At 41.7% G+C, this 24,952-nt stretch carries 24 protein-coding genes and 1 other RNA gene; 12 read left to right on the top strand and 13 right to left on the bottom strand.

Going from position 1 to position 24,952, the window contains the following annotated elements; all coding sequences use genetic code 11:
• Positions 1 to 42: 42 nt before the first annotated feature.
• Entirely contained in the window at positions 43 to 228 is a 186-nt protein-coding gene (locus ARCPR_RS03955; protein ID WP_048084376.1) for a hypothetical protein, read from the top strand.
• Between the two features lie 99 nt (positions 229 to 327).
• On the opposite strand, the gene ARCPR_RS03950 is transcribed toward ARCPR_RS03955, so the two are convergent.
• Positions 328 to 1,575, bottom strand: coding sequence for a 3-isopropylmalate dehydratase large subunit (locus tag ARCPR_RS03950; protein ID WP_012940193.1), 1,248 nt, complete (start codon positions 1,573 to 1,575; stop codon positions 328 to 330).
• A 64-nt stretch (positions 1,576 to 1,639) separates the two neighbouring features.
• Between ARCPR_RS03950 and ARCPR_RS09730 the strand changes: the two genes are divergently transcribed.
• From ARCPR_RS09730 to rnpB, 5 genes are all read left to right on the top strand, one after another.
• A complete protein-coding gene (locus ARCPR_RS09730; protein ID WP_012940192.1) occupies positions 1,640 to 1,777 on the top strand; it encodes a hypothetical protein in 138 nt (45 codons plus the stop codon).
• A 63-nt stretch (positions 1,778 to 1,840) separates the two neighbouring features.
• Positions 1,841 to 6,964 (top strand): LAGLIDADG family homing endonuclease, encoded by a 5,124-nt coding sequence (locus tag ARCPR_RS09335; protein ID WP_012940191.1) that lies wholly within the window; start codon positions 1,841 to 1,843, stop codon positions 6,962 to 6,964.
• A gap of 29 nt (positions 6,965 to 6,993) precedes the next feature.
• A complete protein-coding gene (locus tag ARCPR_RS03935) occupies positions 6,994 to 8,451 on the top strand; it encodes a flippase activity-associated protein Agl23 (protein ID WP_012940190.1) in 1,458 nt (485 codons plus the stop codon).
• 4 nt (positions 8,452 to 8,455) lie between these two features.
• Complete coding sequence (locus ARCPR_RS03930; protein ID WP_012940189.1) at positions 8,456 to 9,643, top strand: TldD/PmbA family protein; 1,188 nt, start codon at positions 8,456 to 8,458, stop codon at positions 9,641 to 9,643.
• 42 nt (positions 9,644 to 9,685) lie between these two features.
• An RNA gene (rnpB, locus tag ARCPR_RS09450) (RNase P RNA component) lies at positions 9,686 to 9,932 on the top strand.
• Positions 9,933 to 9,946: 14 nt separating this feature from the next.
• Here rnpB and ARCPR_RS03925 read toward each other — a convergent pair.
• The 8 genes from ARCPR_RS03925 to ARCPR_RS03885 form a co-directional block, all read right to left on the bottom strand.
• A complete protein-coding gene (locus ARCPR_RS03925; protein WP_012940188.1) occupies positions 9,947 to 10,906 on the bottom strand; it encodes a hypothetical protein in 960 nt (319 codons plus the stop codon).
• Positions 10,907 to 10,967: 61 nt separating this feature from the next.
• Positions 10,968 to 11,795, bottom strand: a complete 828-nt coding sequence (locus tag ARCPR_RS09330) for a hypothetical protein (RefSeq protein WP_012940187.1) — start codon at positions 11,793 to 11,795, stop codon at positions 10,968 to 10,970.
• On the bottom strand, positions 11,792 to 12,820 hold the full coding sequence (locus tag ARCPR_RS03915; protein WP_012940186.1) for a signal peptidase I: 1,029 nt from the start codon (positions 12,818 to 12,820) through the stop codon (positions 11,792 to 11,794). The genes ARCPR_RS09330 and ARCPR_RS03915 overlap by 4 nt, the downstream gene beginning before the upstream one ends.
• Entirely contained in the window at positions 12,817 to 13,296 is a 480-nt protein-coding gene (locus tag ARCPR_RS09325; RefSeq protein WP_012940185.1) for a DUF1102 domain-containing protein, read from the bottom strand. Before ARCPR_RS09325 ends, ARCPR_RS03915 begins: the two co-directional genes overlap by 4 nt.
• A gap of 46 nt (positions 13,297 to 13,342) precedes the next feature.
• Positions 13,343 to 13,888, bottom strand: coding sequence for a DUF1102 domain-containing protein (locus ARCPR_RS03905; RefSeq protein WP_012940184.1), 546 nt, complete (start codon positions 13,886 to 13,888; stop codon positions 13,343 to 13,345).
• Positions 13,889 to 13,901: 13 nt separating this feature from the next.
• A complete protein-coding gene (locus ARCPR_RS03900) occupies positions 13,902 to 14,492 on the bottom strand; it encodes a DUF1102 domain-containing protein (RefSeq protein WP_012940183.1) in 591 nt (196 codons plus the stop codon).
• 399 nt (positions 14,493 to 14,891) lie between these two features.
• Complete coding sequence (locus tag ARCPR_RS03890; RefSeq protein ID WP_012940181.1) at positions 14,892 to 15,143, bottom strand: winged helix-turn-helix domain-containing protein; 252 nt, start codon at positions 15,141 to 15,143, stop codon at positions 14,892 to 14,894.
• Positions 15,144 to 15,253: 110 nt separating this feature from the next.
• Positions 15,254 to 16,174 carry an NAD-dependent epimerase/dehydratase family protein gene (locus tag ARCPR_RS03885; protein WP_012940180.1) on the bottom strand — a complete coding sequence of 307 codons (921 nt, stop codon included), beginning with the start codon at positions 16,172 to 16,174 and terminating at the stop codon, positions 15,254 to 15,256.
• 98 nt (positions 16,175 to 16,272) lie between these two features.
• Between ARCPR_RS03885 and ARCPR_RS03880 the strand changes: the two genes are divergently transcribed.
• From ARCPR_RS03880 to ARCPR_RS03865, 4 genes are read left to right on the top strand one after another with little or no spacing between them, the layout of a single operon-like run.
• Positions 16,273 to 16,500, top strand: a complete 228-nt coding sequence (locus tag ARCPR_RS03880; RefSeq protein WP_012940179.1) for an LSM domain-containing protein — start codon at positions 16,273 to 16,275, stop codon at positions 16,498 to 16,500.
• 40 nt (positions 16,501 to 16,540) lie between these two features.
• Positions 16,541 to 16,924: a helix-turn-helix transcriptional regulator gene (locus ARCPR_RS03875; protein WP_012940178.1), complete on the top strand. Its 384-nt coding sequence runs from the start codon at positions 16,541 to 16,543 to the stop codon at positions 16,922 to 16,924.
• Between the two features lie 35 nt (positions 16,925 to 16,959).
• Positions 16,960 to 18,048 (top strand): MFS transporter, encoded by a 1,089-nt coding sequence (locus ARCPR_RS03870; RefSeq protein WP_012940177.1) that lies wholly within the window; start codon positions 16,960 to 16,962, stop codon positions 18,046 to 18,048.
• On the top strand, positions 18,017 to 18,712 hold the full coding sequence (locus ARCPR_RS03865) for a nitrilase-related carbon-nitrogen hydrolase (RefSeq protein ID WP_012940176.1): 696 nt from the start codon (positions 18,017 to 18,019) through the stop codon (positions 18,710 to 18,712). Before ARCPR_RS03870 ends, ARCPR_RS03865 begins: the two co-directional genes overlap by 32 nt.
• Here the strand turns inward: ARCPR_RS03865 and ARCPR_RS03860 are convergent.
• Positions 18,698 to 19,522: a UbiA family prenyltransferase gene (locus ARCPR_RS03860; RefSeq protein ID WP_012940175.1), complete on the bottom strand. Its 825-nt coding sequence runs from the start codon at positions 19,520 to 19,522 to the stop codon at positions 18,698 to 18,700. The two genes, ARCPR_RS03865 and ARCPR_RS03860, sit on opposite strands and share 15 nt — an antisense overlap.
• A gap of 46 nt (positions 19,523 to 19,568) precedes the next feature.
• Here ARCPR_RS03860 and ARCPR_RS03855 point away from each other — a divergent pair, with 46 nt between their 5' ends.
• Positions 19,569 to 20,192, top strand: a complete 624-nt coding sequence (locus tag ARCPR_RS03855; RefSeq protein ID WP_012940174.1) for a LysE family transporter — start codon at positions 19,569 to 19,571, stop codon at positions 20,190 to 20,192.
• Here the strand turns inward: ARCPR_RS03855 and ARCPR_RS03850 are convergent.
• On the bottom strand, positions 20,163 to 22,367 hold the full coding sequence (locus ARCPR_RS03850; protein WP_012940173.1) for a hydrogenase iron-sulfur subunit: 2,205 nt from the start codon (positions 22,365 to 22,367) through the stop codon (positions 20,163 to 20,165). The two genes, ARCPR_RS03855 and ARCPR_RS03850, sit on opposite strands and share 30 nt — an antisense overlap.
• Positions 22,368 to 22,446: 79 nt before the next feature.
• Here ARCPR_RS03850 and ARCPR_RS03845 point away from each other — a divergent pair, with 79 nt between their 5' ends.
• Positions 22,447 to 23,151: a dihydroorotate dehydrogenase electron transfer subunit gene (locus ARCPR_RS03845; RefSeq protein ID WP_052294184.1), complete on the top strand. Its 705-nt coding sequence runs from the start codon at positions 22,447 to 22,449 to the stop codon at positions 23,149 to 23,151.
• On the opposite strand, the gene pyrG is transcribed toward ARCPR_RS03845, so the two are convergent.
• Entirely contained in the window at positions 23,140 to 24,729 is a 1,590-nt protein-coding gene (gene pyrG / locus ARCPR_RS03840) for a glutamine hydrolyzing CTP synthase (RefSeq protein ID WP_012940171.1), read from the bottom strand. The genes ARCPR_RS03845 and pyrG overlap by 12 nt on opposite strands.
• Before the next feature lie 4 nt (positions 24,730 to 24,733).
• Complete coding sequence (locus tag ARCPR_RS03835; RefSeq protein WP_012940170.1) at positions 24,734 to 24,913, bottom strand: methytransferase partner Trm112; 180 nt, start codon at positions 24,911 to 24,913, stop codon at positions 24,734 to 24,736.
• Between the last annotated feature and the right edge of the window lie 39 nt (positions 24,914 to 24,952).

Raw genomic sequence — 24,952 nt, 5'->3', positions numbered from 1 at the left:
TATATATACAACGCCTACCATCACTATGTCCACGAAAAGACCGTGCTGGTTGTGGGATTACTGTCCTTGGGCCGTGCACAGAAAGCTCCAGAAAAGCCAACGACTCCGGCTACAATCACAACATTGATGATTGGAGTTGATGATACATACCCTTCATACAGACTTGGCTGGAAAATTCAAACTCAAGCTTTAGACAACAGGGATTTGCTAAGGAAACTGGAGAGATAATCTTTATGGGTCAGGGCAAGATAGTTGAGGAAGAACGCCAGAAGAGATTTTCACCAAAGGAAATTCCTGAGAATGATTTTTATGAAAAAAATTAAAAATTCATAAGAACTCTCTCGGATCGGCTATTTCACCCTTTATTGCAGTTGCAACTGCAGTTGCTGGAGATGCTAAGTATATTTCCGCGTTAGGATTACCCATCCTACCCTTGAAATTCCTGTTCTGAGTTGATAAACAAACCTCTCCATCAGCCAAGACTCCCATGTGAATACCTACGCAAGGACCGCAACCCGGTGGTAGAACTACACCTCCCGCTTCAACTATCGTTTTGAGATAGCCGAGTTCGAGTGCCTTTAGATAAACTCTCCTGCTCGCTGGACAGACCAACAGCCTCACGTCTCTGTGAACCCTTCTACCTTTTAGCATCTTCGCAACGATTTCAATGTCGCTCAATCTACCGTTCGTGCAAGTTCCTACGTAAACCTGATCGACCTTGACTCCTTCAACATCGCTAACTGGAACCACGTTATCGACGTTGTGAGGTTTTGCAATCATAGGCTCGATTTCGGCAGAGAAGTAAAGCTCTTTCTCATAATTTGCATCTTCATCGGCTTTGATCTTTTTAAAACAGTTCTCTCTTCCCATTTCAGCGAGAAATCTCCTCGTAACATCGTCAGTTTCAAACAAACCGACCTTCGCACCACATTCAACAACCATGTTTGCCATAGTCAAACGAGAGTCCATGTCTATAGCTTTGATAGTTTCTCCATGAAACTCCAAAGCCTTGTAGGTTGCACCATCAACCCCCAACTCTCCTATTATGTGCAGAATCAAGTCTTTAGCAAACACGCCTTTCGGCAAGCTTCCGTCGATTTGAATTCTAAATGTCTCCGGAACTCTGAACCAGTTCTTACCCAAAACCATCGCTATTGCAATGTCGGTGGAACCCATACCAGTAGCGAAAGCTCCCAAAGCACCATAGGTGCACGTGTGTGAATCCGCACCAACAGCCAAATCTCCTGGGCAGACGTGCTTTTCGATCATCACCTGATGAATCACGCCATCACCAACGTCGTTCATATCAGCCCCTATCTCCTTTGCAAAGCTCCTTATCAGCTTCTGATCGTTGGCCAATTCTTTACGTGGGGGTGGAGAAGCGTGATCTATAAAGAAGTGAGTTATTTTGCCAGCCTTTACTTCTCTCCCAAGCTCTCTAATCCTTCTTATGGCTAAAGGTGCTGTTCCATCTTGCAACGCTATTTGATCGATCTTCGCAACGACCAAGTCTCCCGCGTAAACTTCTTTCCCACTTTTCTCACTCAAAATCTTCTCTGCAATCGTTTGACCCATGCCCGCTCGTAGCGCACTCATAATTAAACCGTTTCGTATATTTACTCTCTGGCAAACTGACCTTATGAAGGGTGGCGTAGCTTTCATCGTAGGACTTCTATTGGTGTTAGGATCTTTCTTGATACCTAATACGATCTTAGGTTCTACAGTCGCTCTAGTTGGAGTTATTCTAACAGCAAGCGCAATTTTTAGAAAGATTTGAGCATTTTGATATTTTTATCGTTCCAATTAAGCTTAAATCTTGGGATGCTAATCTCACTTTACAATGATCGATGTTTGGAGGGAGTTCATCGAAAATTATTGTGAGGATAAGATAAAAGAATTGGTAGCTAAATACGGGGAGAATGGTCACGTTAAGCCTTCAATTGAGATAGACGTTAAAAATAGACTAAGAAATTTTCTCTATTCGAGAAGCCTTGAAGATGAGCTTGAAAAGAAGCCAGATACCGTTATAAATCTGATAAAATCGGCTGTAAGGGATATATGCAGAATGTACGATGTGGATATCAGAGATTTTAACGTCAGATTCGTAAATCTGCCAAAGAGAATGCTAATAAAAAATCTCAACCACATGTTCATAAACAAGTTCGTTTCTGTTGAGGGAATTGTTAGAAAGGTTTACGAGCCAAAACCAGTTTTGAAGTATGCCGTTTTTGAATGTCCGAGTTGTGGAAAGGATTATCACGTTGAAGTTGATGGCGGATTTGTACAGAGACCTTTCAAGTGCGAGCGATGTGGGGAAAGAAATCTAATTCTCAACGTGGACAGAAGTGAGCTTACGGACATTCAGAAGATTCAGATTCAGGATTTACCAGAAAATTTGGAAAGCTCAGAACCTCCGAAGCTCTTGGATGTTTATCTATACGACGATCTGGCTGGTAAGGTTCTGCCGGGAGATAAGGTCATAATCAACGGAATACTGAGGATAAAAGGTGGTAAGAAGTTCAAAGCAGAGCTTGACGTCTATTTAGAAGCTAACTCAATTGAATTCATAGATCAGGATGTTAGGAACATTCAGATCACGGAAAAGGATAAGGAGGAGATTCGAAAACTTGCAAAGAGAAAGGACATTTACGATCTCCTTGTTCAGTCGATAGCCCCTTCGATTAAAGGCTACGACGTTATTAAGGAAGCTATAGTTCTTCAGCTCTTCGGTGGAATAACGAGGATTAATCCTGACGGAACGAAGCAGAGGGGAGATATTCACATACTACTCGTCGGTGACCCTGCAACTTCAAAATCTCAGATTCTGAGGGCTGTAAAGCAGGTGGCTCCAAGAGCTATTTTGGCAACGGGTTATGCTTCAACTGGTGCTGGATTGTGTGTAGCACCAGACTCGATCGTATTCACTGACAGTTGTGCATTGGAAATTGAAAAGTTCGTAGAAGAGAATATGAAATCATCAGTGAAGTACAACGAAATTGCGGAGTATTCCGAAGTTAAGGGAGTTAGTGTGCTAACTCTTAACGATGCAAAAATTTCCGAGAAGGCTGTTGAGAAGGTTTGGAGACTTAAATCACCTGTAAAGTTGGTTAGAATAACAACTCAAACTGGTAAAGAACTGATAGTAACGCCAGAAACGAAAGTTATGGTTTTAGAAGATGGTAAGGTATCTTGGAAACCCGCAAAGGACTTAACTAAGCAAGATTACGTTGCTACCGTAAGGAGATTGAAGCATAGGGGTAAAGTTGTTACTACGCTTGAACTACTTTCAGACCTCGACAACTTGATAATTTATGGTGTAAAGGGAATCGTTAAGAAGCTCGTCGATGTTGCAACGTCCAAGCTTGGAATATCCAAAAAAGAGTTATCCAAGATGATCGGAACTTACGAAAACAGCTTGATTCACAACTGGGTTAAAGACAACGCAAGAGGAAACATCAAAATGAAACATCTCAGAAAACTCGTTGAAATTACAGGAGTTAGCTGGGTGGATGTTGCAAAAGAAGTAAGTGAAGTGTCTCTAAGGGCTGGAAGAAGAATAAAGATACCAATTTATGTGGATGAAAGACTTGCATATCTTGCAGGATTGATTGCAGGAGATGGATGTATCGTTGGCAACTTCGACAGATTCGTTATAAGGTTTACTAATAGCTGTGACGAGCTTAGAAGAAGGTTTAAGGAGCTTCTTCGAGATATTTTCGGCATAGAGGCTAAAGATGTAGCTCGTAAGAATAAGGTTCCAACGGTTGAATTCAGCTCAAAAATCGTAGCTCATCTGCTAAGGAAACTTGGTATTCCGCCCTCACCGAAGTCATCAAAGCTCGACATGACACCAATTCTACTGTCATTGCCTAATGAAATCTTAGCTGGATTCATAAGGGGATTGTTTGACTGCGATGGATGTGTAGTTATAAGAAGAAAAGGTTCTTCGATAGTAGAGTTAGACACGACAAGCAAGAATTTAGCCAAAAAGCTACAGTTAGCCCTTCTCAGATTCGGAATAGTTGCACACCTTAGAAAAAGGGACGTAAAAGGTAAAACCAATGTAATTAACGGAAAAGATGTCGTTAGTAGACACGATAGGTATTCCTTGATAATTTACGGTGAAAATATTGAAAAGTTTGCAAAATACATCGGATTCGAAAATCCTGAGAAAAATAGGAAGTTGCAGAAACTTTTAGAGCTGAGGAGATACAAGAAATCAAACCCGAACTTGGATGTAATTCCAGGAGTGGGAAAAGTTATAGATGAGATCATAAAGAAGTATGGAATCAACATTAGAGGGTTCAATTCGAAGAGAAAAAACGTTTCGAGATATAAGTTGAGGGAGATCGTTGAAATACTGAAAAATTCATGCAACGGAGATGAAAGGATAAGGTTACTCGAATTCTTAGCAAATTCGGATGTTTTATGGGAGAAGATAAAGAATTTAGAGATAATAAATTCTCCATTTGACTTCGTTTACGATTTAACTGTTGAGAATACGCACAGTTTCATAGCCAACGGTATAGTCGTTCACAATACGGTCACGGCAGTTAAGGCAGATGATGGAAGATGGACCCTCGAAGCTGGAGCTTTGGTTTTGGCAGATAGGGGTATAGCTTTAATCGATGAAGTGGAGAAGATGGACAAAAAGGACAGGAGGTATATGCTCGAAAGCCTCGAGCAACAGAGTTATCACAAGGATACCGAAATATTGCTTGCGGATGGAAGAAAGGTAAGGATAGGAGAGTTTGTGGACAGTCTAATAGAATCGAACAGAGATAAAGTTATTGTAGGAAAGGACACCGAAATTTTGCCAGTTGATGACGTTTTCGTCTTAGGATACGATTTGAACACTAAGAAAATCGTAATAACTAAAGCGGACAGGGTGAGTAGACACATAGCACCGAAGAAGTTTGTGAGGATAACGTTTAGTAACGGTAGGAGCGTAACCGTAACACCCGAGCATCCCGTGCTCGTTTGGAAAGATGGGAATATAGTTGAAGTTCCCGCTGAAAAAGTTAAGGAGGGTTGTTTAGTCCCGGCAATAAGGTGGTATGAAACTCTGACTAAGAACGTAATATCCAAGGATTTGGCGAAGCTCTTAGGATACATCCTTTCCGACGGCTACACGTATGACAAAGTTTACGAAGTTGGGTTTACAAACACTTGCAAGAATTATGTAGAGGAATTCAAAAGAATTGCTGGTAAACTCAATTTGAAATTCAAAGAAACGAAAAATTACACTAACTGCAAGTTACCTTTGTCAATAGTTAGGATAAACTCAAAGAACTTCTACAACAGACTTAGAAATCTCTGTCCAGAGATATTTGCCAAAGCCAAAGAGAAAAGGATACCTTACGTTGTGATGGGTGGAAGTAAGGACATCAAGGAAGCGTTTATAAATGGTTTCTTTAAGGGTGACGGTTTCGTTGACAAATACAGGGTTGGATTGACAACGACATCCAAGGCGATGGCTGAAGACCTTCACGATCTTCTACTTTCGATAGGTATAAACTCTTATATCTACGAATGGAAAGGATGTTACAAGGTAGTCATCTCAGGTTACGACAGCATTTTGAAATTTTCTGAGATTGTTAAGGACGATCCGAGATATTGCAGAATACTACAGATACTTGAACGCTCTAAGAATCGCAGAAACGATAGAGACATCTTACCTAAGGAAATTACTGAAATTCTAAGGGATGTTTTAAACGCTTTGAGATTAAATGACGGTTACCTTACAAACAACATTTCGAGAAATTTCAACGCACACAGAAAAACCTTAAAAGACAGGTTAAAGATTGTCGAAGAGGTTATAAAGGCTGTCGAGGATGGACTGAATTCGGAAAACATCAATAAAAAGATCGAATCCGCCAAGAGGGTTGTAAGATTAACCGAAGTGGCGAAAAAACTTGGTGTAAAATACTCAACACTGAGGTACAGACTGAAGAAAGACCCCACACCGCTTTTAGAGTTCGCAAAAGAGAGACTCGAAGATTTAAAAAGGAAAGTCGAGATAGTCAAAGGATACATTGAAGGAAACATAAGATTTCTTAAAGTTAGGAAAGTGGAAATTATTGAAAACAGAGATTCAAAGTGGGTCTACGACATAACGGTTGAACCATACCACCTCTTCGTATCACACGGTTTAATTTTACATAACACGATTACGGTAGCTAAGGCGGGAATAAACGCAACACTAAACACGAGATGTTCGATACTGGCTTGTGCAAATCCGAAGAGGGGAAGGTTCGACAAGCACGAACCTATAGTAGATCAGATAGACCTCGATCCTCCACTCCTTTCAAGATTCGACCTAATATTCGTCGTTTTAGATGAGCCTGATGAAGTTAGGGACAAGGAAATAGCCAAGACGATACTTACAAGCGATACGGAATCCAAAAAGCCGAAGATTGATCCCGAACTCTTCAAGAAGTACATACTCTTTGCGAGGAATGAGATAAAGGATATAGTTCTCACACCAGAGGCGGAGCAGAAGATAATCGACTACTACATCGATCTGAGAATGAGAAGCAAGGAGCAAGGAGCTATCGCAATTACCGCAAGACAACTTGAAGCTTTGAGAAGGTTAACCGAAGCTTCGGCCAAGATAAGGCTGAGTAACGTTGCAACTGTTGAGGATGCGGAGAGAGCGATAAGGATATTTGAGGAGAGCATAAAGCAGATTGCAATCGATCCAGAAACGGGCAAGCTGGATATAGATTACGCAATAAGCGGAGTTTCCGCTGTTCAGAGGGATAGGATTGCCATTATTAAGAACATAGTGAAGGAGCTCGAAAGCTCGACACCTTGGGGCGCTCCAGAGGAGGAGATACTTGAAAGGGCGGAGAACTCGAAGGTTCCTAAGGATAAGGCTATAGAAGTTCTCGAAAAACTCAAACAGAAGGGAGAACTGTACTGCCCGCGTTACGGTTACTACAAGATTGCTGGTTACGAGTAAAGTATTTCTTCAGATGAACTACTCACGGCATGCGAAAGTGGATAAGGATTGCCATTGTAATTTTGGCTGTATTTCTGAGGTTTTACGATTTAGGTAAAGCACCCCTTTTCTTCGATGAGAGTGTTCACACCGTCTTTGTTGACAATGTCTTAAGCTGGACGTACAAGTACGATCCCGCATTCCACGGTCCCCTTCTCTTTTACCTTACGGCTGGTGTGGTTAGTGTTTTAGGTAAAAATGAGTTTACGTATAGATTAATTCCGGCGATATTCGGAGTTTTGACGGTTCTGCTTCTCTTCAAATTTGAAAAGTTCATAGGGAAAGGAGCGGATTATTCGGCTCTGCTGGTTGCGATATCTCCGATAATTGTTAACTACTCGAGATTTTTCAGAAACGAGAGCCAAATTCTATTTTTTACGCTTGCATTCGTCTACTTCATCTTTAGCTATCTTAGAGAGAGAAAGTGGTACCAGCTTGCATTAGCTTCAGCTTCTTTAGCATTATTCGCATGTTCTAAGGAAAATTTCTATCCAATTTCTCTTTTCCTACTCCTTTACTTTGTTTTCGACATAAAGAAGTTTAAAATTAGAGATGTTGTGGTTGCTGTCGGAGTTTTTCTTCTGGTGTATTCCGCTCTCTATACCAACTTCTACACATACACAACTCCTTTCACAAACTTCAGCGAGTTTCCAGTTGTTAGGGCTTTGGAGTACTGGAAGTATCAGCATGAAATAGCAAGGATAGGTGGGCCTTGGTGGTATTACATTCCACTATTATTGCTTTACGACCTTCCTGTGTTCGTTCTCGGAGTTTATGCTATTGCAAATTGGATTTACAGGAAAAAGAACGATTTTAGGGCATTCTTAATATACTGGTTCGTTACTAGCATGGTATTCTACTCGTATGTTCAGGAGAAGGTTCCTTGGCTTGTCGTTCACATGGAACTGCCTCTATACATTATTGCAGGAATTTGTCTTGCTGAAATGAAGAAAAGGAGGGAGAGAATAGTATTAATTGTGCTAGCAACTGTACTCCTACTGTACTCCTGCATTCACCTTAACATAGTAAATCCTACAAATCCAGCGGAGCCCGCACTCTACCTACCAACGAGCATGGAGGTTAAGGAGTTTAGAGAGGAGTTAAAGGCTATGAATGTCTCAAAAGTTTGTGTGTTCATGTCTCCCGGCGACTATTGGCCTCTCCCTTGCTACTTGAAAGACTTTAAAACGTACTACTTCCCAAACATCGACAACTTCGAGAGAATGATAGAATCTTACGGTTGCGAAGTGGTAATAATGAATCAAACCAACGCAATGAAGGCTGAAAGCAAAATAAAGTATTTGGAGAAGAGAGAACTCTGCTTAAGAAGTTGGACATCGTACAGCTACGAAAGCCTGAACCCTGCAAAAGTTTTGGAATTCTTAATATTTAGAAAACCGATGGGAACTGTCTGTTACTTCAATCATACGGTTTATTACGTGAGGTGAGCGTATGGAGTGGGAGATTTTCGAAATTGAAGGAATTTCAAGGTGTGCGAAGGTTGAGAAGGGGAAGCTCAAGGTCTTAGAGGAATGGAGAGATAGGAAAGTTGGAGTGAGGGTAATAGAGAACGGAAGAGTAGGATTTGTTACTGCGAATTACTTCACGGAAGATCTCATTGAGAAAGCTAGAAAGATCGCTAAAATTTCGGAGGAGAAATTGGAGATGTTTCCAGAAGGAGAGTACGTGAGTGTTGAGGGGATATATGATAAAGAAATTGAGAGAGCTACTCCCGATGAAATAAAGGAGTTCGTAGATTCTATGGTTAATTCTGCACTGAACTACGATGTTAATCCTTCTAACGGCATGATAGAGCTTTCGATCGAAACTGTTAAGCTTAAAAACTCTTTTGGCGCCGACTTAGAGTACAAATCGACATACTGTCAGGCATACCTCGAATGCGTTTGTGATGGCTCAAGTGGTTTTGAAATTGATGAAAGCAGAGGTCTAGTAGATTTCGAATTTGTCGGTAGGAAGTCAGCAGAGCTTGCAGTTGAATCCAAAAATCCTGAGAAAATAGAGGGTGTTTACAATCTCGTGCTTTCTCCGATTGCTGTCCACCAGCTCTTGGAATTTACGCTATACCCTGCCATATCGCTCGAAAATGTTCTTAAAGGCAGAAGCCCCTTGACTGAGATTGGTAAGAACTACTTGGGTAGGCTGAGCGTCATTGACGATGGTACGCTATCATACGGTCTATGCACAGCTCCTTTTGACGATGAAGGTGTTGGTGTTAGAGAGAAGGTAATATTCGATGGGGGTGTGCTTAAATCGTACATAACCGACTTCAGACATTCCTTAATTGCAAAAGTTGAGCCTACTGGTAACGGATTTAGGGGTGATGATCTATATCCAACAACGTCACCCACCAACGTGATACTGGAGTTCGATGAAGTTGAAAAGGAGTTGGAGGGTGTGTACGTTCACTCGTTAATAGGGGCTCACACTTCAAATCCTGTAAGTGGAGAATTCAGCTTGGAAACTATGAATGCTTTCCTAGACGGTAGGCCAGTTAGGGCCATGATTTACGGCAACGTTTACGACTTACTGAAGAATATAACGGCTTTTGGAAAGGATATCAGGCAAATAGAGAATACAATCACCCCTTCAATAGAGTTTGAGGGTGTAAAGTTCGTGTAAGGGAAAGGTAAATATACTACCTTTGATACACCATATATTGGGGAGTGGCGGTGGGCGGCTGTCCGAAAGGAGGAAAGTCCCCCCACCGCTAAAAGGCGGACCCCCGCAAGGGGGTGTGCCGAGAGGCACGGCAACGGCACAGAAACGATACCCGCTTGGGGAAATGCAAGGAGGCCGAAAGGCTGAGGTCACCCAAGCGGGATGAAACGGCCGTCCCCGCCGGTGCAAGGGCTTAGCCCGCTTAGACCAATGCCGCCGAGAAACAGAAGGGGGCTTACTACCGCCACTCCCCGCCAATTTTGACTACTGATCTTTACGATACCTGTACGCAATACCGTTATCGACTATGATGTATTCGTTACCATGTTTTATTATTGGCTTATCAACGAATTCAAAGACTTTCTTTAGGTCATCTTCGCTCTTAAGTATGATCGATCCATTGATATTGGCTATTTCTCCATCTACGACAAACTTATCTAGACCTTTAACCTTTTTAGGTCTGTTTACTATCCTCAGGTAGGAGGAATAAGCAAAGGGAGGGATTAGAACTATCAACGGTAATGAAAAGGCCATTCTTGCAAGTCCAGTATCGATTTTAAGCCCAAGGATGTTCAAAGAGCTTTTAACCGTTCTGTCAGCATATATAGGGGACTTCTCATCTTTATCAACATTCTTGAAGTATATGAGACCAGTAGGATCTCTGATCATGGTAATTTCATGTTTAAACGTCTTGTTGCCAAGCTTTACAAAACACGTAAACGTAATGTCCGTATCGAGCCTCCTAATACTTAATTCTCTAGAAACAGATGATATCCTCGCATTTAGTTCCGATATATTCAAAACCTTCTTAACCTCGAAGCTTCCTCCGTTCAACTTTCCGTTTTCGTCGAACAGTCTGTCAGTCCACATGACGTACTCGTCATTTCCAACCTTGGTTTTGTATACGATATCTCCTGAAAACTCGTATTCTCCATCCTGATAATCGGATGAGAAGGTGTAAATTAAGTGTATGTCTCCAACAAGATTTTCGGGATAATACCGACTTGATAATCTTTCACCGTAAAGCGTGTTGTTAACAAGATGGGCTTCGTGCTTAAGAGATCCCCTGCTCTCATAAACTTTTACGATTTCTCTGAACTTTGCCTCTGTAGGCGTAGACCATGCAAGCACCGTCAGTATTCCGAAGACCGCTACAAATGTAAGCAGTAGGATAAAGACATTGTTTTTAACCAAGACATTTTTAATCAAATCATGTTTTTTCATTTAAACACCACGATAGGTAGTTCCTCATACCCTTATCCCATTTCTTATTTATATCTTTCCCTCAGTCGTAGGCGTGCACAACGAGGCTATCACTCTTAATGCCCAAACCAACTATCTCAGCGCCATCGTTTAAGTTGTAATCTCCGGGACTCGTAAATTCCTGTTTTCCTGCCGGATTTAGTCTAGTGTAGACTGTTACATCCATGTATTCCTCTTCTCCACTTCCAACGTAAACGTACCAATTCAACTTTGTCGAACTCATCTTACCACAGTTGTGCTCACATATTGTATACGTACCATTAGAAGGATTCACACTCGAAACGTTGAATTCCGCTGGAATTGTGTCTTTAACTGTAAAGTAATCTCCACATCCGTAATTCTTCAGTGTTATTCTGAATGTCCAATACTCCAAGGTGTGTGTTTTTACATTCAAACTTCCGCTCAAAAGCACCTTCTTAATTTCAACTGGATAGCTTACTACATGCACGTTACAGGCATCGATATCTGCCGAACCACCGTCCCACTCTGCATGTATTCTCAGCGGTATTATGTGATCACCGTATCCACCGTTGTACGTGGCACTTATCCATTTCGTCTCTCTATTTACGAGGTGTATAGGATTTGAAAATACTAGCATGTTGTTGGTGGAGTATAGATAGAAGTCGGCGTCTTTCCCTATATTGTTCGTTAGCATAATAACATCAGTATTGTCACCGTTTTGTAAGTGGAATGTTATTTCTGGACAAGTGAAAGCAACGTACGAGCTGTTGTTACAAGATATGTTTACGATCACATTTCTACCTCCATAAAATTCCCTCAAATTCCCGCTTGAGCCTAACAGCATTGTCAGGCTGACGATGATGATCAAACCGCAAATTAACCTTCTCATAGATACCTCCTCTTTCTCAACCTTAACCTAATTACATCCTCATCTCCCGATCCCGTAACAAAGTACACTACAGTCAGTAGCAAAGCCATCTCGGATGTAAACGCCATCAGTGGTAGATACGGGCTGAAATTCCACATGCTCTTAATCGTGGCAGGTGGAAGCATTAGTGGATAGGAGTAAACGTCAATCTGCTCATAGTATATCTTTGTGTCTGATGGGACTTTAACGTGAACTATCAAACTTTCTTTTTCCTTTCCCATTAGGATACATTGGGATTTATCTATCGTTATTCTCTCACCCCTAGGAGAAAGAATATACAGCATTGGATAGATAGTCTTGCTTTTCAAGGTAAGAGGTCTGTCAAACTCAGTATTTGGTAGATACCAGCCCTCCTTTTGACCACCAGCGAGTGTCGATGCGTAGTTGAAACCGATAGTTCCCCAAGTTGCAACAATCGAGATTAGAAATACGGCCATTGTTATTGTCGAAATTATCGTGTACAGAGTCTTATACTTGAGCTTGAGAACTCTTTTCTTTCTCTTTCGTGCACCTTCCCTGCCACTCGTTAAGAGTATCGAACCAAGTACAATCACCAGTATGGCAATGTACAGATTCTTCGTAGATTTTGAGAAGTCCTGCAAGTAACTGCCGACGTAGGGCACCTTCAAAGGTGTACCAAAGACGGTAATGACTGTTCCAACTACATCTTCCTTTTTAACTACGCCGTTTCTACCACCCTGCTGATCAGTAGCAACATTGTTGTCACCTTTAGTTATGAATCCATCTGATGTTTCCGCATATATCCTATGAACTGTCCAGTGACCGTTCATCTTGAATACTGCTATATCTCCGGGCTTTCCTTTCGAAAGTGGATTTATCAGAAAGATATCTCCTTTATTGAGCGTAGGAGTCATACTGTCGGAAGTGACATACGACAGTAGAATGGGTCTGTCGAGGATGAAACCCACTACGGATGTAAGCAGAAATACCACTGCAAACAGAGTTAGCACATCTCCAATCTTCATTGACACTCACCGCTGTAAACGTAAATAGTGTAGCTACCTTTCACCAATCCCAAGCCGGAAGTAGAAGAATTGATTTCAATTCCGACGGATTTACTTTCGTTTTCTCCTAATGTCAAATTGATAGACTCCGATGGAGCAATGCTATCCGTGTAGAACTTCAGGCTGTCATCGTTGGACTGTATATTAACACACACCACACTTTCTCCCGTTCTTGAAACATTGTTCTCCAATACTATCACATCATCAAAGCGATAAACCGATCCAGAACTTAATCCGTCGCCGTAGCCGGGATAGTTAGGGTTGTTAACACTTATATCTATTGTAAGGTTTCCATTTGAAGTAGTTGCATAGACAGAGTCGGATGTCAGGGTAACACCGTTTACGATGTCCTCAACAAGAGTCGAAAAAGCTGGTGCGTTGAAACCTATTGCAAAGATCGAAAGAACCACAAGTACTAATGTCGTAGCTCTCTCCACTGCCAATCACCAGAAAAACTAGTAAAAATTAAGGTTGGATGCCTGCTTACTCACAGGCACCCGCCCAAGCCTGAATGTCCATGTTTACCGAATGTGTGCCTAATTCTTCGCAGGTGTTGTCGAATATGAATCCAACTGAAACTGGCTGTCCATGTTCAACGGTAAACTGAATCTGGGTTCCCGGATTTGCAATTGTAGCTGTTCCGTCATCATTGTAGTTTCCTGCAAATACTTTAACACTGCTGTTCTGTGGAACAGATATCTGTACACATATCGGGAAGTTCTGATTCTCGTTCTCCCAAAGGTCGTTACTTACGTTAAACATCTCTTCAAAGACATACGTCGTATTGTGGCTCATACCGTCTCCATATCCTGGATAGTTCGGATTATTCGGACTGATTTCAATCGTAAGCTTACCGTTATTTAGATAAGCGTAGGGCTGTACGGGATCTAGATCGATTAGCTCGTTATCGTCTGACGTTATATTCACTGTTATTGTTCTATCTGCCTGATAGTACCTGAAATTTGCTCCGACACCAACTGCCAGAGACAGACCGACTATCAGAAGCAATATACCCGCCAACTTTTTCATTTACATCACCACCTTACTGACCGCATTTTCCAACAAGCTCCGCAGGCTCGGTTCCAAGCCTGTACGCCTTTATCGTCATCTTCTCATTCCAAACGTCTCTGGGGCTGTCACCGTCTGCACTCAAGTCAACTCCAATCTTTTTACTCTGTCCCGGCTGGAGAACAAAGCAGACGTCATCTCTTGCACTGTCTGAAGCGGTTGCTAAAGTTCCATCTGCTACAGCGTATACTCCACCGTCTGCACTGTAGAACTCGACATGTGTATCACTTGATGTTATTCTGACTACTATCGCCGTGTCTTCCCAAAGATGGTTACTTACATTGAATACCTCGTCGAAGTTATACTCAGATGCCGGGCTTATTCCATCACCGTAACCTGGGTAGTTAGGGTTGTTCGGTGAGAAGTCGAGAACGAGTTCTCCCGTAGCTGTGTCTATGTATGCGTAGGGTTGTATTGGGCATAGGTCTATCAGTTCGGTGTCGTCTGTTGTTATGTTCCAGTGCACGCTTCTGCTTGCGTTGTAGTCACTAAAGGTAGCACTTGCGCCTATTATTAGGCTCAAGGCTACCATCGCCCCTAATATGCCTAACGGCAACTTTTTCAATTCTACCACCTCATAGTCGGCTCTTGCCGACAATTGTATCTATTTGCACTAAATATTAATAAATTATGAATATAAAATTAGAAATATCAATCAGTAAATTCCCTAAGGTTTCACGGTCATTAGCTTTAATCAGTAGGTAGGTTCAGTAGCTCACGACCACTTACGGTAGTTATAAACTCGCCTGCATTCTCTTTTACAAAGCCAAATTCAATTAGAAAATTTATGATTTTTATTACGATCTTGCGGTCTCTCCGTTCTTTACACACTTTGAATCCGTTTAAACATTCAAGTAAAATATCGTCAGGAGTTAGCTTTTTCATGAGTCAGTTCTTAAGCTAAGAAATATTTAAAATGTGTGAATCTTAATTAATTAGTCGAACTACTCGAACAACCTTACATTTAATAGTGCAGATCTTCGAGTTCCTTGTATTTTCTTATGAAAGTTTTACCCTTATCAGTTGTTCTGTAAACTTTTTTACCATTTTTCGCCAAAATTTCGATAAACCCGTACTTTATCAAGTAGGATAGGTAATCTTGCGCCATCTTAAAGTTTATATTTGCGCTATAGACAATTTTCGTCACATTTGCTCCACCAACTGCAACTTCCAAGATTTCTACGATAATCTCATGGCGCGAACGTTTATCCCTCATGGCAGATACCTTAAGAAAGTAGCACAACAAAGTATTTAAAATTGTTGTTTTAGTTTAAATAATGTTTTCAAGCTCAAAATATAATCTTAATTGTTATTATTATCACGACATCAAAGTAAATCCTCAAGTAAATCTTTAACCGCCATCCTAACAGCCTGCTCCGAGTTGTATCTTGGTTTCCAACCCATCGACTTTAACTTCTCGATGGAAAGTAGCATCACAGGCACGTCACCTTTCCAACCCCTATCTCCGCCAGTAAACCTGAACTTGGGATTTAATCCCATCTCCTCGCAAACTATCTCGGCAATCCTCTTAACCTTGATCTGATCCTCACTACCGATGTTGAATATATTCACCCAATCGTCAGCCTTTAAGCCGAAGAACATTGCATCTACACAGTCGGATATGTAGATGTAAGACTTGTTCTGCTCTCCGTTACCCAAAATCTCAAGCTCGTTTGGATTTTTCTTTAGCTTCATTATAAAATCATAAATTACACCGTGGTTGCTTCTCTTACCGATAACATTTGCGAACCTGTAAATCCAAGCCTTCATGTCAAACGTATGACAGTAAGAGGCAATCATAGCCTCACAAGCTACTTTTGAGGCACCGTAGATTGATATTGGAATCGTTGGATAATCCTCTGGTGTCGGAATTACCTTTGCTTCGCCGTAAACTGTAGATGTTGAAGTAAACACCAATCTTTTAACGTTGTTTTTGCGCATAACTTCAAGGAGTACGTAAGTTGCGGAGACGTTATTCCTGTAAATCTCATCTGGATTCTCACTTCCAACTCTAACATCTGGATTCGCTGCAATGTGCCAAACTTCCTCTATCTTATGCTTCCTGAAGACCTCCATAAGCTTGTCGAAGTCGTTCAAATCGAGTTTGTAAAATGTAGCATTTTCGTTAACGTAATTGGGGTTTCCAGAGGATAAGTTGTCTACAACAACGACGTCGTAACCGTTATCTATCAACCTGTCTACAACGTGACTCCCTATGAATCCGGCACCTCCAGTTACGAGTATCATGTCAAAAGTTAGGGAGAGTAAGGTATATATACGGATTGCCGTAACACCGCAACCTTAAAGTATTTTATAAAGTATAGACAGAAAGAAGGTGATAAGTGATGCTTCCGAACCAGATGGTCAGATCGCTGGTAGGTAAGATGATCAGAGTAGAGATGAAGGGCGAGGAGAACGAGCTGGTCGGAGTACTTGAAGGAGTAGATGACTACATGAACCTCTGTCTAACGAATGCAATGGAGTGCAAGAACGGTGAAAAGATAAGGAATTTGGGAACGATAGTTTTAAGGGGGAACAATATAGTTATAATCCAGCCCCTTGATAGAGTTTGATTGTTAATTTCCTTCTGGAAAAAACTTTGAAGTGATCGACATGGATACGAGAGAGGAGATTCTCAAAATATTGCGGGAAAGGGGAGAGATCCTCCAGAAAGACCTTTGGAAAGAGTTGAACATAGATAGCAGTAAGTGTTCAAGAATTCTAAGAAAGCTTGAAAAGGAGGGATTGATAAAAAGGGTTGAGGTAGTAGTAAACGGTGTAAAGACGTTTAAAATAGTTCCAGCCGAAGCTGAGGTTGAGGAGGAAAAGGAGGAGGAGTTGAGCTTAAGAGAGATTTTGGAAAGAATTGAAGAGGTTTCTGCTCTACCGCCCTGTTTTGGTTGTCTTGAGAGAGATTGTGAAGCTGTGAGGTGTATTAAGCTCGAAGTGTGGTTCCTGAGAAAGGTCTTTGAAGATAAACAGAAGCTGTATGCTTGAAAAAGCTTTATTAAACCGTTAGATAGCTCTTGCAAATGCTTCGTGTAATCATTCTCTTCGGTTTAATCAGCCTCTTAGGGGATTTTATATATGAGGGGGCTAGAAGCGTATACGGCCCCTTCTTCAATCATCTTGGCGTTGATCCCTTTGTATTCGGTGTTATAATAGGTTTAGGAGAATTCCTAGCTTACAGCTTGAGAATATTATCTGGGTATGTGAGCGATAGGATAAGAGATTACTGGACTCTAACGATAGCAGGATACTTCCTCATAATAGCAATCCCTTTATTGGGGTTTGCAAAGAGCTGGATGCTTGCATCTATTCTCATTCTAATCGAAAGGATTGGAAAAGGTTTGAGAACTCCAGCTAGGGATACAATCCTATCTTTCGTTACGAAAAAGGTGGGGAGGGGTTTGGGATTTGGAATCCACGAGGCCTTGGATCAGTTCGGAGCTGTTTTGGGGCCGCTGACATTTTCGTTACTGCTGATATACGGGTACGAAACAGCTTTCAAATCGATGTTTATTCCCTTCATAGCTCTGATCTCTCTCCTAATATTTTTGAGAATTAAATTGCCCAACCCTGAGAGTGTTGAGTCTGAAAGCAGACACAATCCAACACTATTCAAAAAATATCTCGTATTCGTCTTGCTATCTGGACTGGGATTTGTGAACTTTCCCCTTTTGGCTTATCACTATTCGAAATTCATTAGCCCTTCAACAATTCCAGTACTTTACGCCTTTGCAATGGTCGTTGATGCTGTCTTTGCTCCCATAATCGGTAAGGTTTACGATGTCGTAAAGCTGAAATCTCTGATATTAATCCCAGCTTTGACAATCCTTTCTGCATTCAGTTTCTTTAATCCCTTAGCTCTAATCTTCTTTGGTATGGCTATGGCTATGCATGAAGCAGTAATGAGAGCAGTTGTTGCAGATTACGTTGGAGTTTCAAAAAGAAGTACTGCTTACGGCATCTTTAACGCCTTCTATGGCCTAGCGCTCTTCTTAAGCAGTTCGGTTGTTGGTTACCTTTATCCGAATTTGCTGGCCATAATCTTATACGTCGCTACTTTTGAAGTTCTGGGTGGTCTGTATGCGTATAGGATTGGCTCAGTTAAGGCTTGAGAATATGGACAAGAACGTTAGAAAGGCTTTGGATCTGCTGAGGAAGAGTAAGGCGGATGTAGTTGTCTTTCCCGAGCTTTTTAATACGGGATACAACTTGGAGAACATAAGTAAGAGTGACCCGAAGTTTCTCATTGAAGCTTCAAAGGAAACTAAAGCAGTAATAATTGCTGGAATCCCTGAAAAAGGTTACAACACAGCCTTGGTTATTCACAGAGGTAAGATTTTGGGAAGACACAGAAAAACGAAGCTGTTTCCGTTGCTGAATGAACATAAAATATTCAAGGCTGGGAAAGTTGTTAAGCCGATAGAAACACCTTTTGGCTTGTTTGGTATAATGATCTGCTATGAGTTGAGATTTCCAGAGATTGCAAGGAAACTCGTTAATAAGGGAGCAAAAATCCTATTCGTCATAGCTCAGTTTCCATCTGAGAGAATAGAGCATTGGAAGGTATTGCTGAGAGCGAGAGCAATAGAGAATCAGGTATTTGTAGTAGGTGTGAACTGCGTTAACGATCACTGCGGTGGGTATTCAATGGTTGTGGATCCTCTTGGCAATGTTTTAAAGGAGTTGGGAGATTGTGAAGCCTACGATGAAGTGGATATTAACATCAAATACGTCGACGAAGTTAGAAAGAAATACCCCTTCTTAAATAGCCCCTAACAGAAATCCCAGCAGTCCAAAGAGCATTGCCAAAAGTGTCTCTTTTCTCAACCTTCTTATGTCTTTGTCCTTTCTTATGAGACTCTTTACAGTCCTTAGGAATATTACGTCTGCAACTGCAACAGGTACTATGTAAAGGAGATTAAACCCGTAGTGGATTAGAGGTAAGGGGCTTAGAAGGACAGCCAAGGTTATTAGAATAGCTGAGAGCTTGTAAGCAAAATTAACGCCTTTAACCCTTGCAACACTCTTAACGTCTCTCAAAGCGTCACCTTCCACATCCTCAATCCCCTTCATTATCTCTCTTCCAAGTCCAGACAGAAAAGCTAAAAGAGAAAGAACTACAACTTGAACGTTCACACCTCCAGCTATTATACCTCCAAAGAGGAAAGGGGCGCTCATTGTGAAGGCTATGTAAACATTTCCGACAACTCCCAACTCTTTAAGCTTTAAATCGTAGATGTAGCCTAGAATGGTAATTGCCAAGGCAAAGAGAAACGCTTGAAAAGATATCAGATAAGCTGAAATGAATCCAAACGGCGCCAAAGCTACAGCCAAGATAAGAGCGTGCTCTCTCTTCAAATCGCCCCTTACCAAAGGCCTATCTATTCTCTTGTTTTTCAAATCCACTTCGTAATCCAAATAGTCGTTCAAAGCGAATGAAGATGCTTGGCAGAATACCGCAGTCAAGAATCCCAAAATCGCTTTATCAAACTCTAAAGTTCCAGAAGAAACTATTATTCCTATTATGACCGCAATTCCGTACATTATTCCGTGCTCAAGCCTTAGCAAATCCCAGATTGCCTTCACGAAAATCGAACTGCAAGTTTTTTAAATATGTTTTCCGCCTTTGGTCATGCTTCCCTTCCTAATCAAAGTAACGCTGATAAGCTCATCCGGAGCCTTGGCACCTGGCCCTCTAACAACGGCAACTCTTGCAGTTGGCGCGAAGCATGGATGGAGAGGTGGCTTTAAAATAGCTTTAGGCCATTTAGCTGTGGAGTTTCCCCTTGTAATAGTCATAGCTCTTGGACTTTACATTCTGTTTAAGGATCCTATCTTCATAAGGATTTCAAGCTTGGTAGGTGGAATTTTCATGATATACTTCGGTTACATGACCATGAAAGATGCCTTTGCCGATGTTCAGAGATCGTCGAAGTTCGAGGGCTATCCCTTCCTCGTAGGCGTAACGCTAACAGCCTTAAACCCCTTCTTCATCCTTTGGTGGGTCGGGATAGGAAGTCCTCTAATACTCGAAGCTATAGCCAATTGGGGGTTTATCAGCCTAATTCCCTTTTACGCAGCCCATGTCTGGCTGGATTTCGTCTGGCTTACAGCTTTAGCTCACGCCACTTCATTCAGCGGAAGAGCAGAAAAAGTTTATAGGACAGTGGTCTTTGTTCTGGGACTGCTACTCTTAGCTTTTGGCTTGGACTTCCTTTGCTACGGTTTATTTGGATTTAGATTCCTCCACTTCTGAATAAACACTTTTTATGATTTTTGCCAATTTATTCCACATTGCAACTCCTATGTACTCGAATCTTACTCTATCTTCGAGTCCATGTTCCTTTAGAAACTTCTTAAGCAGCTTTATCCTTCTGTCTTCGATATAGTTACCCCAGATGTGGTGGCAGTTCTTGGGAGGACAGCCTGCAATTATGATGTGATCTGCCTTATCCTCGAGAAGTATCCTAGCTATGGCATCTGGATTGATTGAGGCAGAACATCTAACTCTGACACTTCTGTAAGGTGGAAGCTTTAAACCGTAGTAGCCCATTAAGTCTCCAGCTGCATAACTGCACCAATAGCACAGAAATGCCAAAACCCTTGCACCCTCATGATTTTTGAACGCAACATCAGCCATTCTTAGAATCTGCTCATCCTCCAAATTCACAAGCTTAATTGCTCTACTCGGACACGTGGCATAGCAAAGACCGCAGCCCTTACAGAACGCTGGATCAATCTTGAAAACTTCATCAAACTCTATGGCGTTGTGTGGGCATACAGCATAACACAAACCGCACTTTGAACATTTTTCTATGTCCGTTATTGAGTAATACTTCATCTCCTTCCCCTTTAAAGCTTCGAAGACTTTAACAGCTACAGCTCTTCCAGATTCAATGCTCTCCTGTACATCCCTAAATCCCTTGGCGCAACCTACAACGAAAATCCTATCAACGTAACTCTCGGAAGGATTTATGACACGTGGCTGGAACTCTAAGGGGAAGCCGAAGTCATCAAGCTTTAAGCCGAGTTTTTTCATTAGCATTACGCTTGAAGGTATCAAAGGTTCAGCCAAGACAACGTAATCTGCTTCAAACTCACCCTCGGAGGTCTTTACAATTAAGCAATCTTCTCCAACGTCGATACCCTCAATATCAGCCCTAACAAATTCAACGCCTCTACTTTCGGCCAACCTTCTGAAAGCCTCAAAAGCTCTGCCGTAAGTTCTTAAACTCTTGTAGATAACTGTAATCTCCGTTTCGGGTCTAGTCATAGCCAATCTACTCGCAAGCTTTACCGTTATTGGACAACAGAGCCTTGAGCAGTAACCGACTTCATCTTTCTGGCAAAGCACGAAAACTACGCTCATAGGAATGTCTCCAAAGAAGTTGTTTGCCATTATCCTCTCAAATTCCATCAACGTTATTACCTTTGGATGATCGTACCTGAACTTTTTGAGCACATCCTTGTTCGCATCGAGTCCCGTTGCAATAACTATTGCACCGAACTCATCTTCAACTATTTCCGCTTTTGCATCGAGATTTATTGCATTCGTCGGACATACTTTCACACATTCCCCACATCTATTGCAACCCTCAACTATGTTGTATGTATCTGGCATTGCCAATCTGAAATCCTTGTCAATCGCCTTCCTCTTTGTCATTCCAAAATCGAAGGGATTTGGAACCTCTATCGGACAAACCTCACTACATTTACCACAAGAGACACACTTATCTGGATCGATGTACTGTGGAGCCTTCTCTATCTTAACTCTGAAGTTTCCATCAACCTTCTCGACATCTAACACTCTCGAACTTGTGAAAATACTGACATTGCTTCTCAAAATCTCCCTATTCAAAACGGGTATAACGCATTCCGATGTACAGACGGATGCAAATCCCTCGCTTTGCCAGAGAAGAGGTATCTGACAAGCCATACCGCCTAAATAAGGTTTCTCCTCAACTAGAGTTACATCAACACCCAAATCCGAGAGGCTCTTCGCACAACTTATTCCCGCGACTCCCCCACCTATAACCAGAACCTTCTTGAGTGGTTTGAATTGCAAATACTCCCCGCTTAGCTTCAGCTTTTCAACAGCCATAGCAATTAAATCTTTGGCTTTGTTCGTAGCTTCTACACTATCGTGAATCCAAGCGCACTGCTCTCTTATGTTTGCATTCTCCCAGAACTTTATTCCCAGCTTTCTAGCAGTTTCATGCATTCTATCCTCGTTAAAAGTCAGCGAAGATCTATCACTACAGCAAGCGAAGACTATTCCATCAAATCCCTTAAAACCATCAAGATTTGAATTTTTACAGAGGAAATCGACGATTTCAACCCTGTCGACAAACTTTTCAACGTAGCTCTTGACATCGTTGAAGTCTATGTTGAGTGTACCACCACAAGTGCAAAGAACAACACCGATTTTCATACTGTGTCAATTGGATCTACCAATTTAACCTTTTTCGCAATTTTGCGAAAGTTACAAATGCGCAAAACATAGTGGAAATGTGTTCTGTCTAAGGGTGAGGAAGGTGGTAAGGCATTGCGATAGCATAGCAACACTGGTGTTTGAGAAGAGTATCAGATCGTACCCAGGTCAGTTTGTAATGCTCAACGTCTTCGATTATGAGGAGATTCCTTTGAGTTTATCTTCACCTAACTCTGTAACGGTCAAGGCTGTTGGAGAAACAACGAGAGCTCTTGTAAACTTTAAAGGTGGAGAGATTGTAGGAATAAGGGGTCCATTTGGAAGACCCTTTTCATATTCCAAGAGAGCGCTCATAGTGGCTGGTGGTATAGGAATTGCTCCCCTCAGATACCTTTACCACTGGCTTAGAGAAAGGAATGCGGAAGTTACAGTTTTCTATGGTGCAAGGAGTAAAGAAGAATTGGTTTTTCTCGATGAATTTGAAGAAGTTCACGTTTCAACTGATGACGGCTCTTATGGATATAGAGGTAACGTAATCCAGCTCCTGATTAAGGAAAATGTAGACTTTAATGACTTTGAAAGGGTATACTGCTGTGGTCCTCCAATAATGCTTAAAAGTCTCTACGAGTTGCTGAATAAGAAAAAGATTCTAAAAAGAGCTGAATTTTCCGTTGAAAGGTACATGAGGTGTGGAATAGGGTTGTGCGGTTCCTGCGTTCTGGAAAACGGTTTAAGAGTTTGTAGAGAGGGTCCTGTTTTCAGAGGAGATGAGTTAACTTTTTAGTTTATTCTCAAGAGCTGCTTTAACGAAACCCACAAAGATTGGTGCGGGGTTGTAGGGTCGAGATTTGAACTCTGGATGGAACTGTGTTCCTATGAAGAAGTCGTTCTTTGGATATTCTATTATTTCAACCCTTCTACCTCCATCTGAGTAACCTGATATAACCAATCCATGTCTTTTCAAATCTTCGATGTATTCGGGATTGACCTCGTACCTGTGTCTGTGCCTCTCGTAAACCTTCTCCCTTCCGTAAAGCTTGTAGGCTAAAGTCCCCTTTACAATTGTTACCTCAATCTCACCCAATCTCATCGTTCCTCCGAGCCCTTTCACCTTTTTCTGTTCTGGTAGCAGATCTATAACCAAGTGCCCCTCTTTCGCAAACTCACCGCTGTTAGCATCTTCCCATCCTATCACATTTCTAGCAAACTCAATCACTGCAAGTTGAAATCCGAAGCAGATTCCCAAGAATGGTATGTTGTTCTCTCTCGCATATTGAATGGCTCTTATTTTACCTTCAGCCCCTCTCCTTCCAAATCCTCCTGGCACCAATATTCCGTCTCCCTCAATTTCAACGTTCTCTTTACCTTCAAGATCTTCGCTCTCTATCCAGTTTATCTTAACTTTGCATCCAGCAACGATACCTCCGTGCTTCAAAGCTTCTACTATGCTTATGTAAGAGTCCCTGACGTGAGTGTACTTACCAACGATCGCTATTGTAATCTCTTCCTTCAGGCTCTTCAAGCGCTTTACGATCTCTTCCCACTCACTCTTGTATGGTTTCTTCTCAAGCTTAAGCCTCTTTATTATATATTCATCAAATTTTTCTTCTCTGAACTTAAGCGGGACTTCGTAAATGTCTTCAACGTTCTCATTGCTTATAACAGCTTCAACTGGCACATCGCAGAACAGAGAGATCTTCCTCTTCGTTTCTGGCTTGAGCTTCTCAACGCATCTCCCTACAATTGCATCTGGTTGCAATCCTAAGCTCCTCAACTCCTTAACGCTGTGCTGTGTCGGTTTTGTCTTTTGCTCTCCTCCGGTATCGAGTGGAACTAAGGTAACGTGGATAAGCATGAAATCCTCGTACTTCAATTCGTTTTTCATCTGCCTTACGGCCTCAAGAAACGGCATCCCCTCTATATCACCTACAGTTCCTCCAATCTCAACTAAGCAAACATCTGCTCCACTTTCTTCTGCAACTCTTCTTATCCATGACTTTATCTCGTCGGTAACGTGAGGAATAATCTGAACAGTCTGACCCAAATATTCTCCTTTTCTCTCCTTTTCGATGACGTTTCTGTAAATTTTACCTGTCGTTATGTTGTGATCACTGGTAAGCTCAACACCTATAAAACGCTCGTAGTGTCCCAAATCCAAATCTACCTCAGTTCCGTCCTTCAAAACGTAAACTTCACCGTGCTGAAAGGGGTTCATAGTTCCTGCATCGATGTTTATGTAGGGATCGATCTTTATCGGCACGACCCTGTAACCCATGTCCACCAAGAGCCTTCCAATCGAAGCACATGTAATCCCCTTACCCAAACCGCTCATCACTCCTCCAGTCACGAATATGTACTTCATAATCTCACCTTAAATCTGGAGGAAGCATGTTTGGAATTCCTTCCTCTATCGGATATTCCGTACCACACTTCGTGCAAATGAGTTTACCAGAAATGACCTCCTCTTCGTTCTCATCAAACACTTCAAGCTTCAAATCACCTTTACATATTGGACAAGCAAGTATATCAAGCAGTTTCTTCCTCATAGCCAAAGAGTTGAAGGCGACAATTTAAAAGCATGACGC

The organism is Archaeoglobus profundus DSM 5631, from assembly GCF_000025285.1.
Classification (GTDB): domain Archaea; phylum Halobacteriota; class Archaeoglobi; order Archaeoglobales; family Archaeoglobaceae; genus Archaeoglobus_B; species Archaeoglobus_B profundus.
This window is presented reverse-complemented; position numbering and strand designations above follow the sequence as displayed.

Coding starts and splice junctions, on each gene's coding strand:
- ARCPR_RS09730 (WP_012940192.1), top strand. CDS start 1,640: ATGAAGGGTGGCGTAGCTTTCATCGTAGGACTTCTATTGGTGTTAGGA.
- ARCPR_RS03835 (WP_012940170.1), bottom strand. CDS start 24,913: ATGAGGAAGAAACTGCTTGATATACTTGCTTGTCCAATATGTAAAGGT.
- ARCPR_RS03915 (WP_012940186.1), bottom strand. CDS start 12,820: ATGAAGATTGGAGATGTGCTAACTCTGTTTGCAGTGGTATTTCTGCTT.
- ARCPR_RS03930 (WP_012940189.1), top strand. CDS start 8,456: ATGGAGTGGGAGATTTTCGAAATTGAAGGAATTTCAAGGTGTGCGAAG.
- ARCPR_RS03865 (WP_012940176.1), top strand. CDS start 18,017: ATGCGTATAGGATTGGCTCAGTTAAGGCTTGAGAATATGGACAAGAAC.
- ARCPR_RS03850 (WP_012940173.1), bottom strand. CDS start 22,367: ATGAAAATCGGTGTTGTTCTTTGCACTTGTGGTGGTACACTCAACATA.
- ARCPR_RS03925 (WP_012940188.1), bottom strand. CDS start 10,906: ATGAAAAAACATGATTTGATTAAAAATGTCTTGGTTAAAAACAATGTC.
- ARCPR_RS03855 (WP_012940174.1), top strand. CDS start 19,569: ATGCTTCCCTTCCTAATCAAAGTAACGCTGATAAGCTCATCCGGAGCC.
- ARCPR_RS09330 (WP_012940187.1), bottom strand. CDS start 11,795: ATGAGAAGGTTAATTTGCGGTTTGATCATCATCGTCAGCCTGACAATG.
- ARCPR_RS03875 (WP_012940178.1), top strand. CDS start 16,541: ATGGATACGAGAGAGGAGATTCTCAAAATATTGCGGGAAAGGGGAGAG.
- ARCPR_RS03890 (WP_012940181.1), bottom strand. CDS start 15,143: ATGAGGGATAAACGTTCGCGCCATGAGATTATCGTAGAAATCTTGGAA.
- ARCPR_RS03870 (WP_012940177.1), top strand. CDS start 16,960: ATGCTTCGTGTAATCATTCTCTTCGGTTTAATCAGCCTCTTAGGGGAT.
- ARCPR_RS03880 (WP_012940179.1), top strand. CDS start 16,273: ATGCTTCCGAACCAGATGGTCAGATCGCTGGTAGGTAAGATGATCAGA.
- ARCPR_RS03905 (WP_012940184.1), bottom strand. CDS start 13,888: ATGAAAAAGTTGGCGGGTATATTGCTTCTGATAGTCGGTCTGTCTCTG.
- ARCPR_RS03935 (WP_012940190.1), top strand. CDS start 6,994: ATGCGAAAGTGGATAAGGATTGCCATTGTAATTTTGGCTGTATTTCTG.
- ARCPR_RS03885 (WP_012940180.1), bottom strand. CDS start 16,174: ATGATACTCGTAACTGGAGGTGCCGGATTCATAGGGAGTCACGTTGTA.
- ARCPR_RS03950 (WP_012940193.1), bottom strand. CDS start 1,575: ATGGGTCAAACGATTGCAGAGAAGATTTTGAGTGAGAAAAGTGGGAAA.
- pyrG (WP_012940171.1), bottom strand. CDS start 24,729: ATGAAGTACATATTCGTGACTGGAGGAGTGATGAGCGGTTTGGGTAAG.
- ARCPR_RS09335 (WP_012940191.1), top strand. CDS start 1,841: ATGATCGATGTTTGGAGGGAGTTCATCGAAAATTATTGTGAGGATAAG.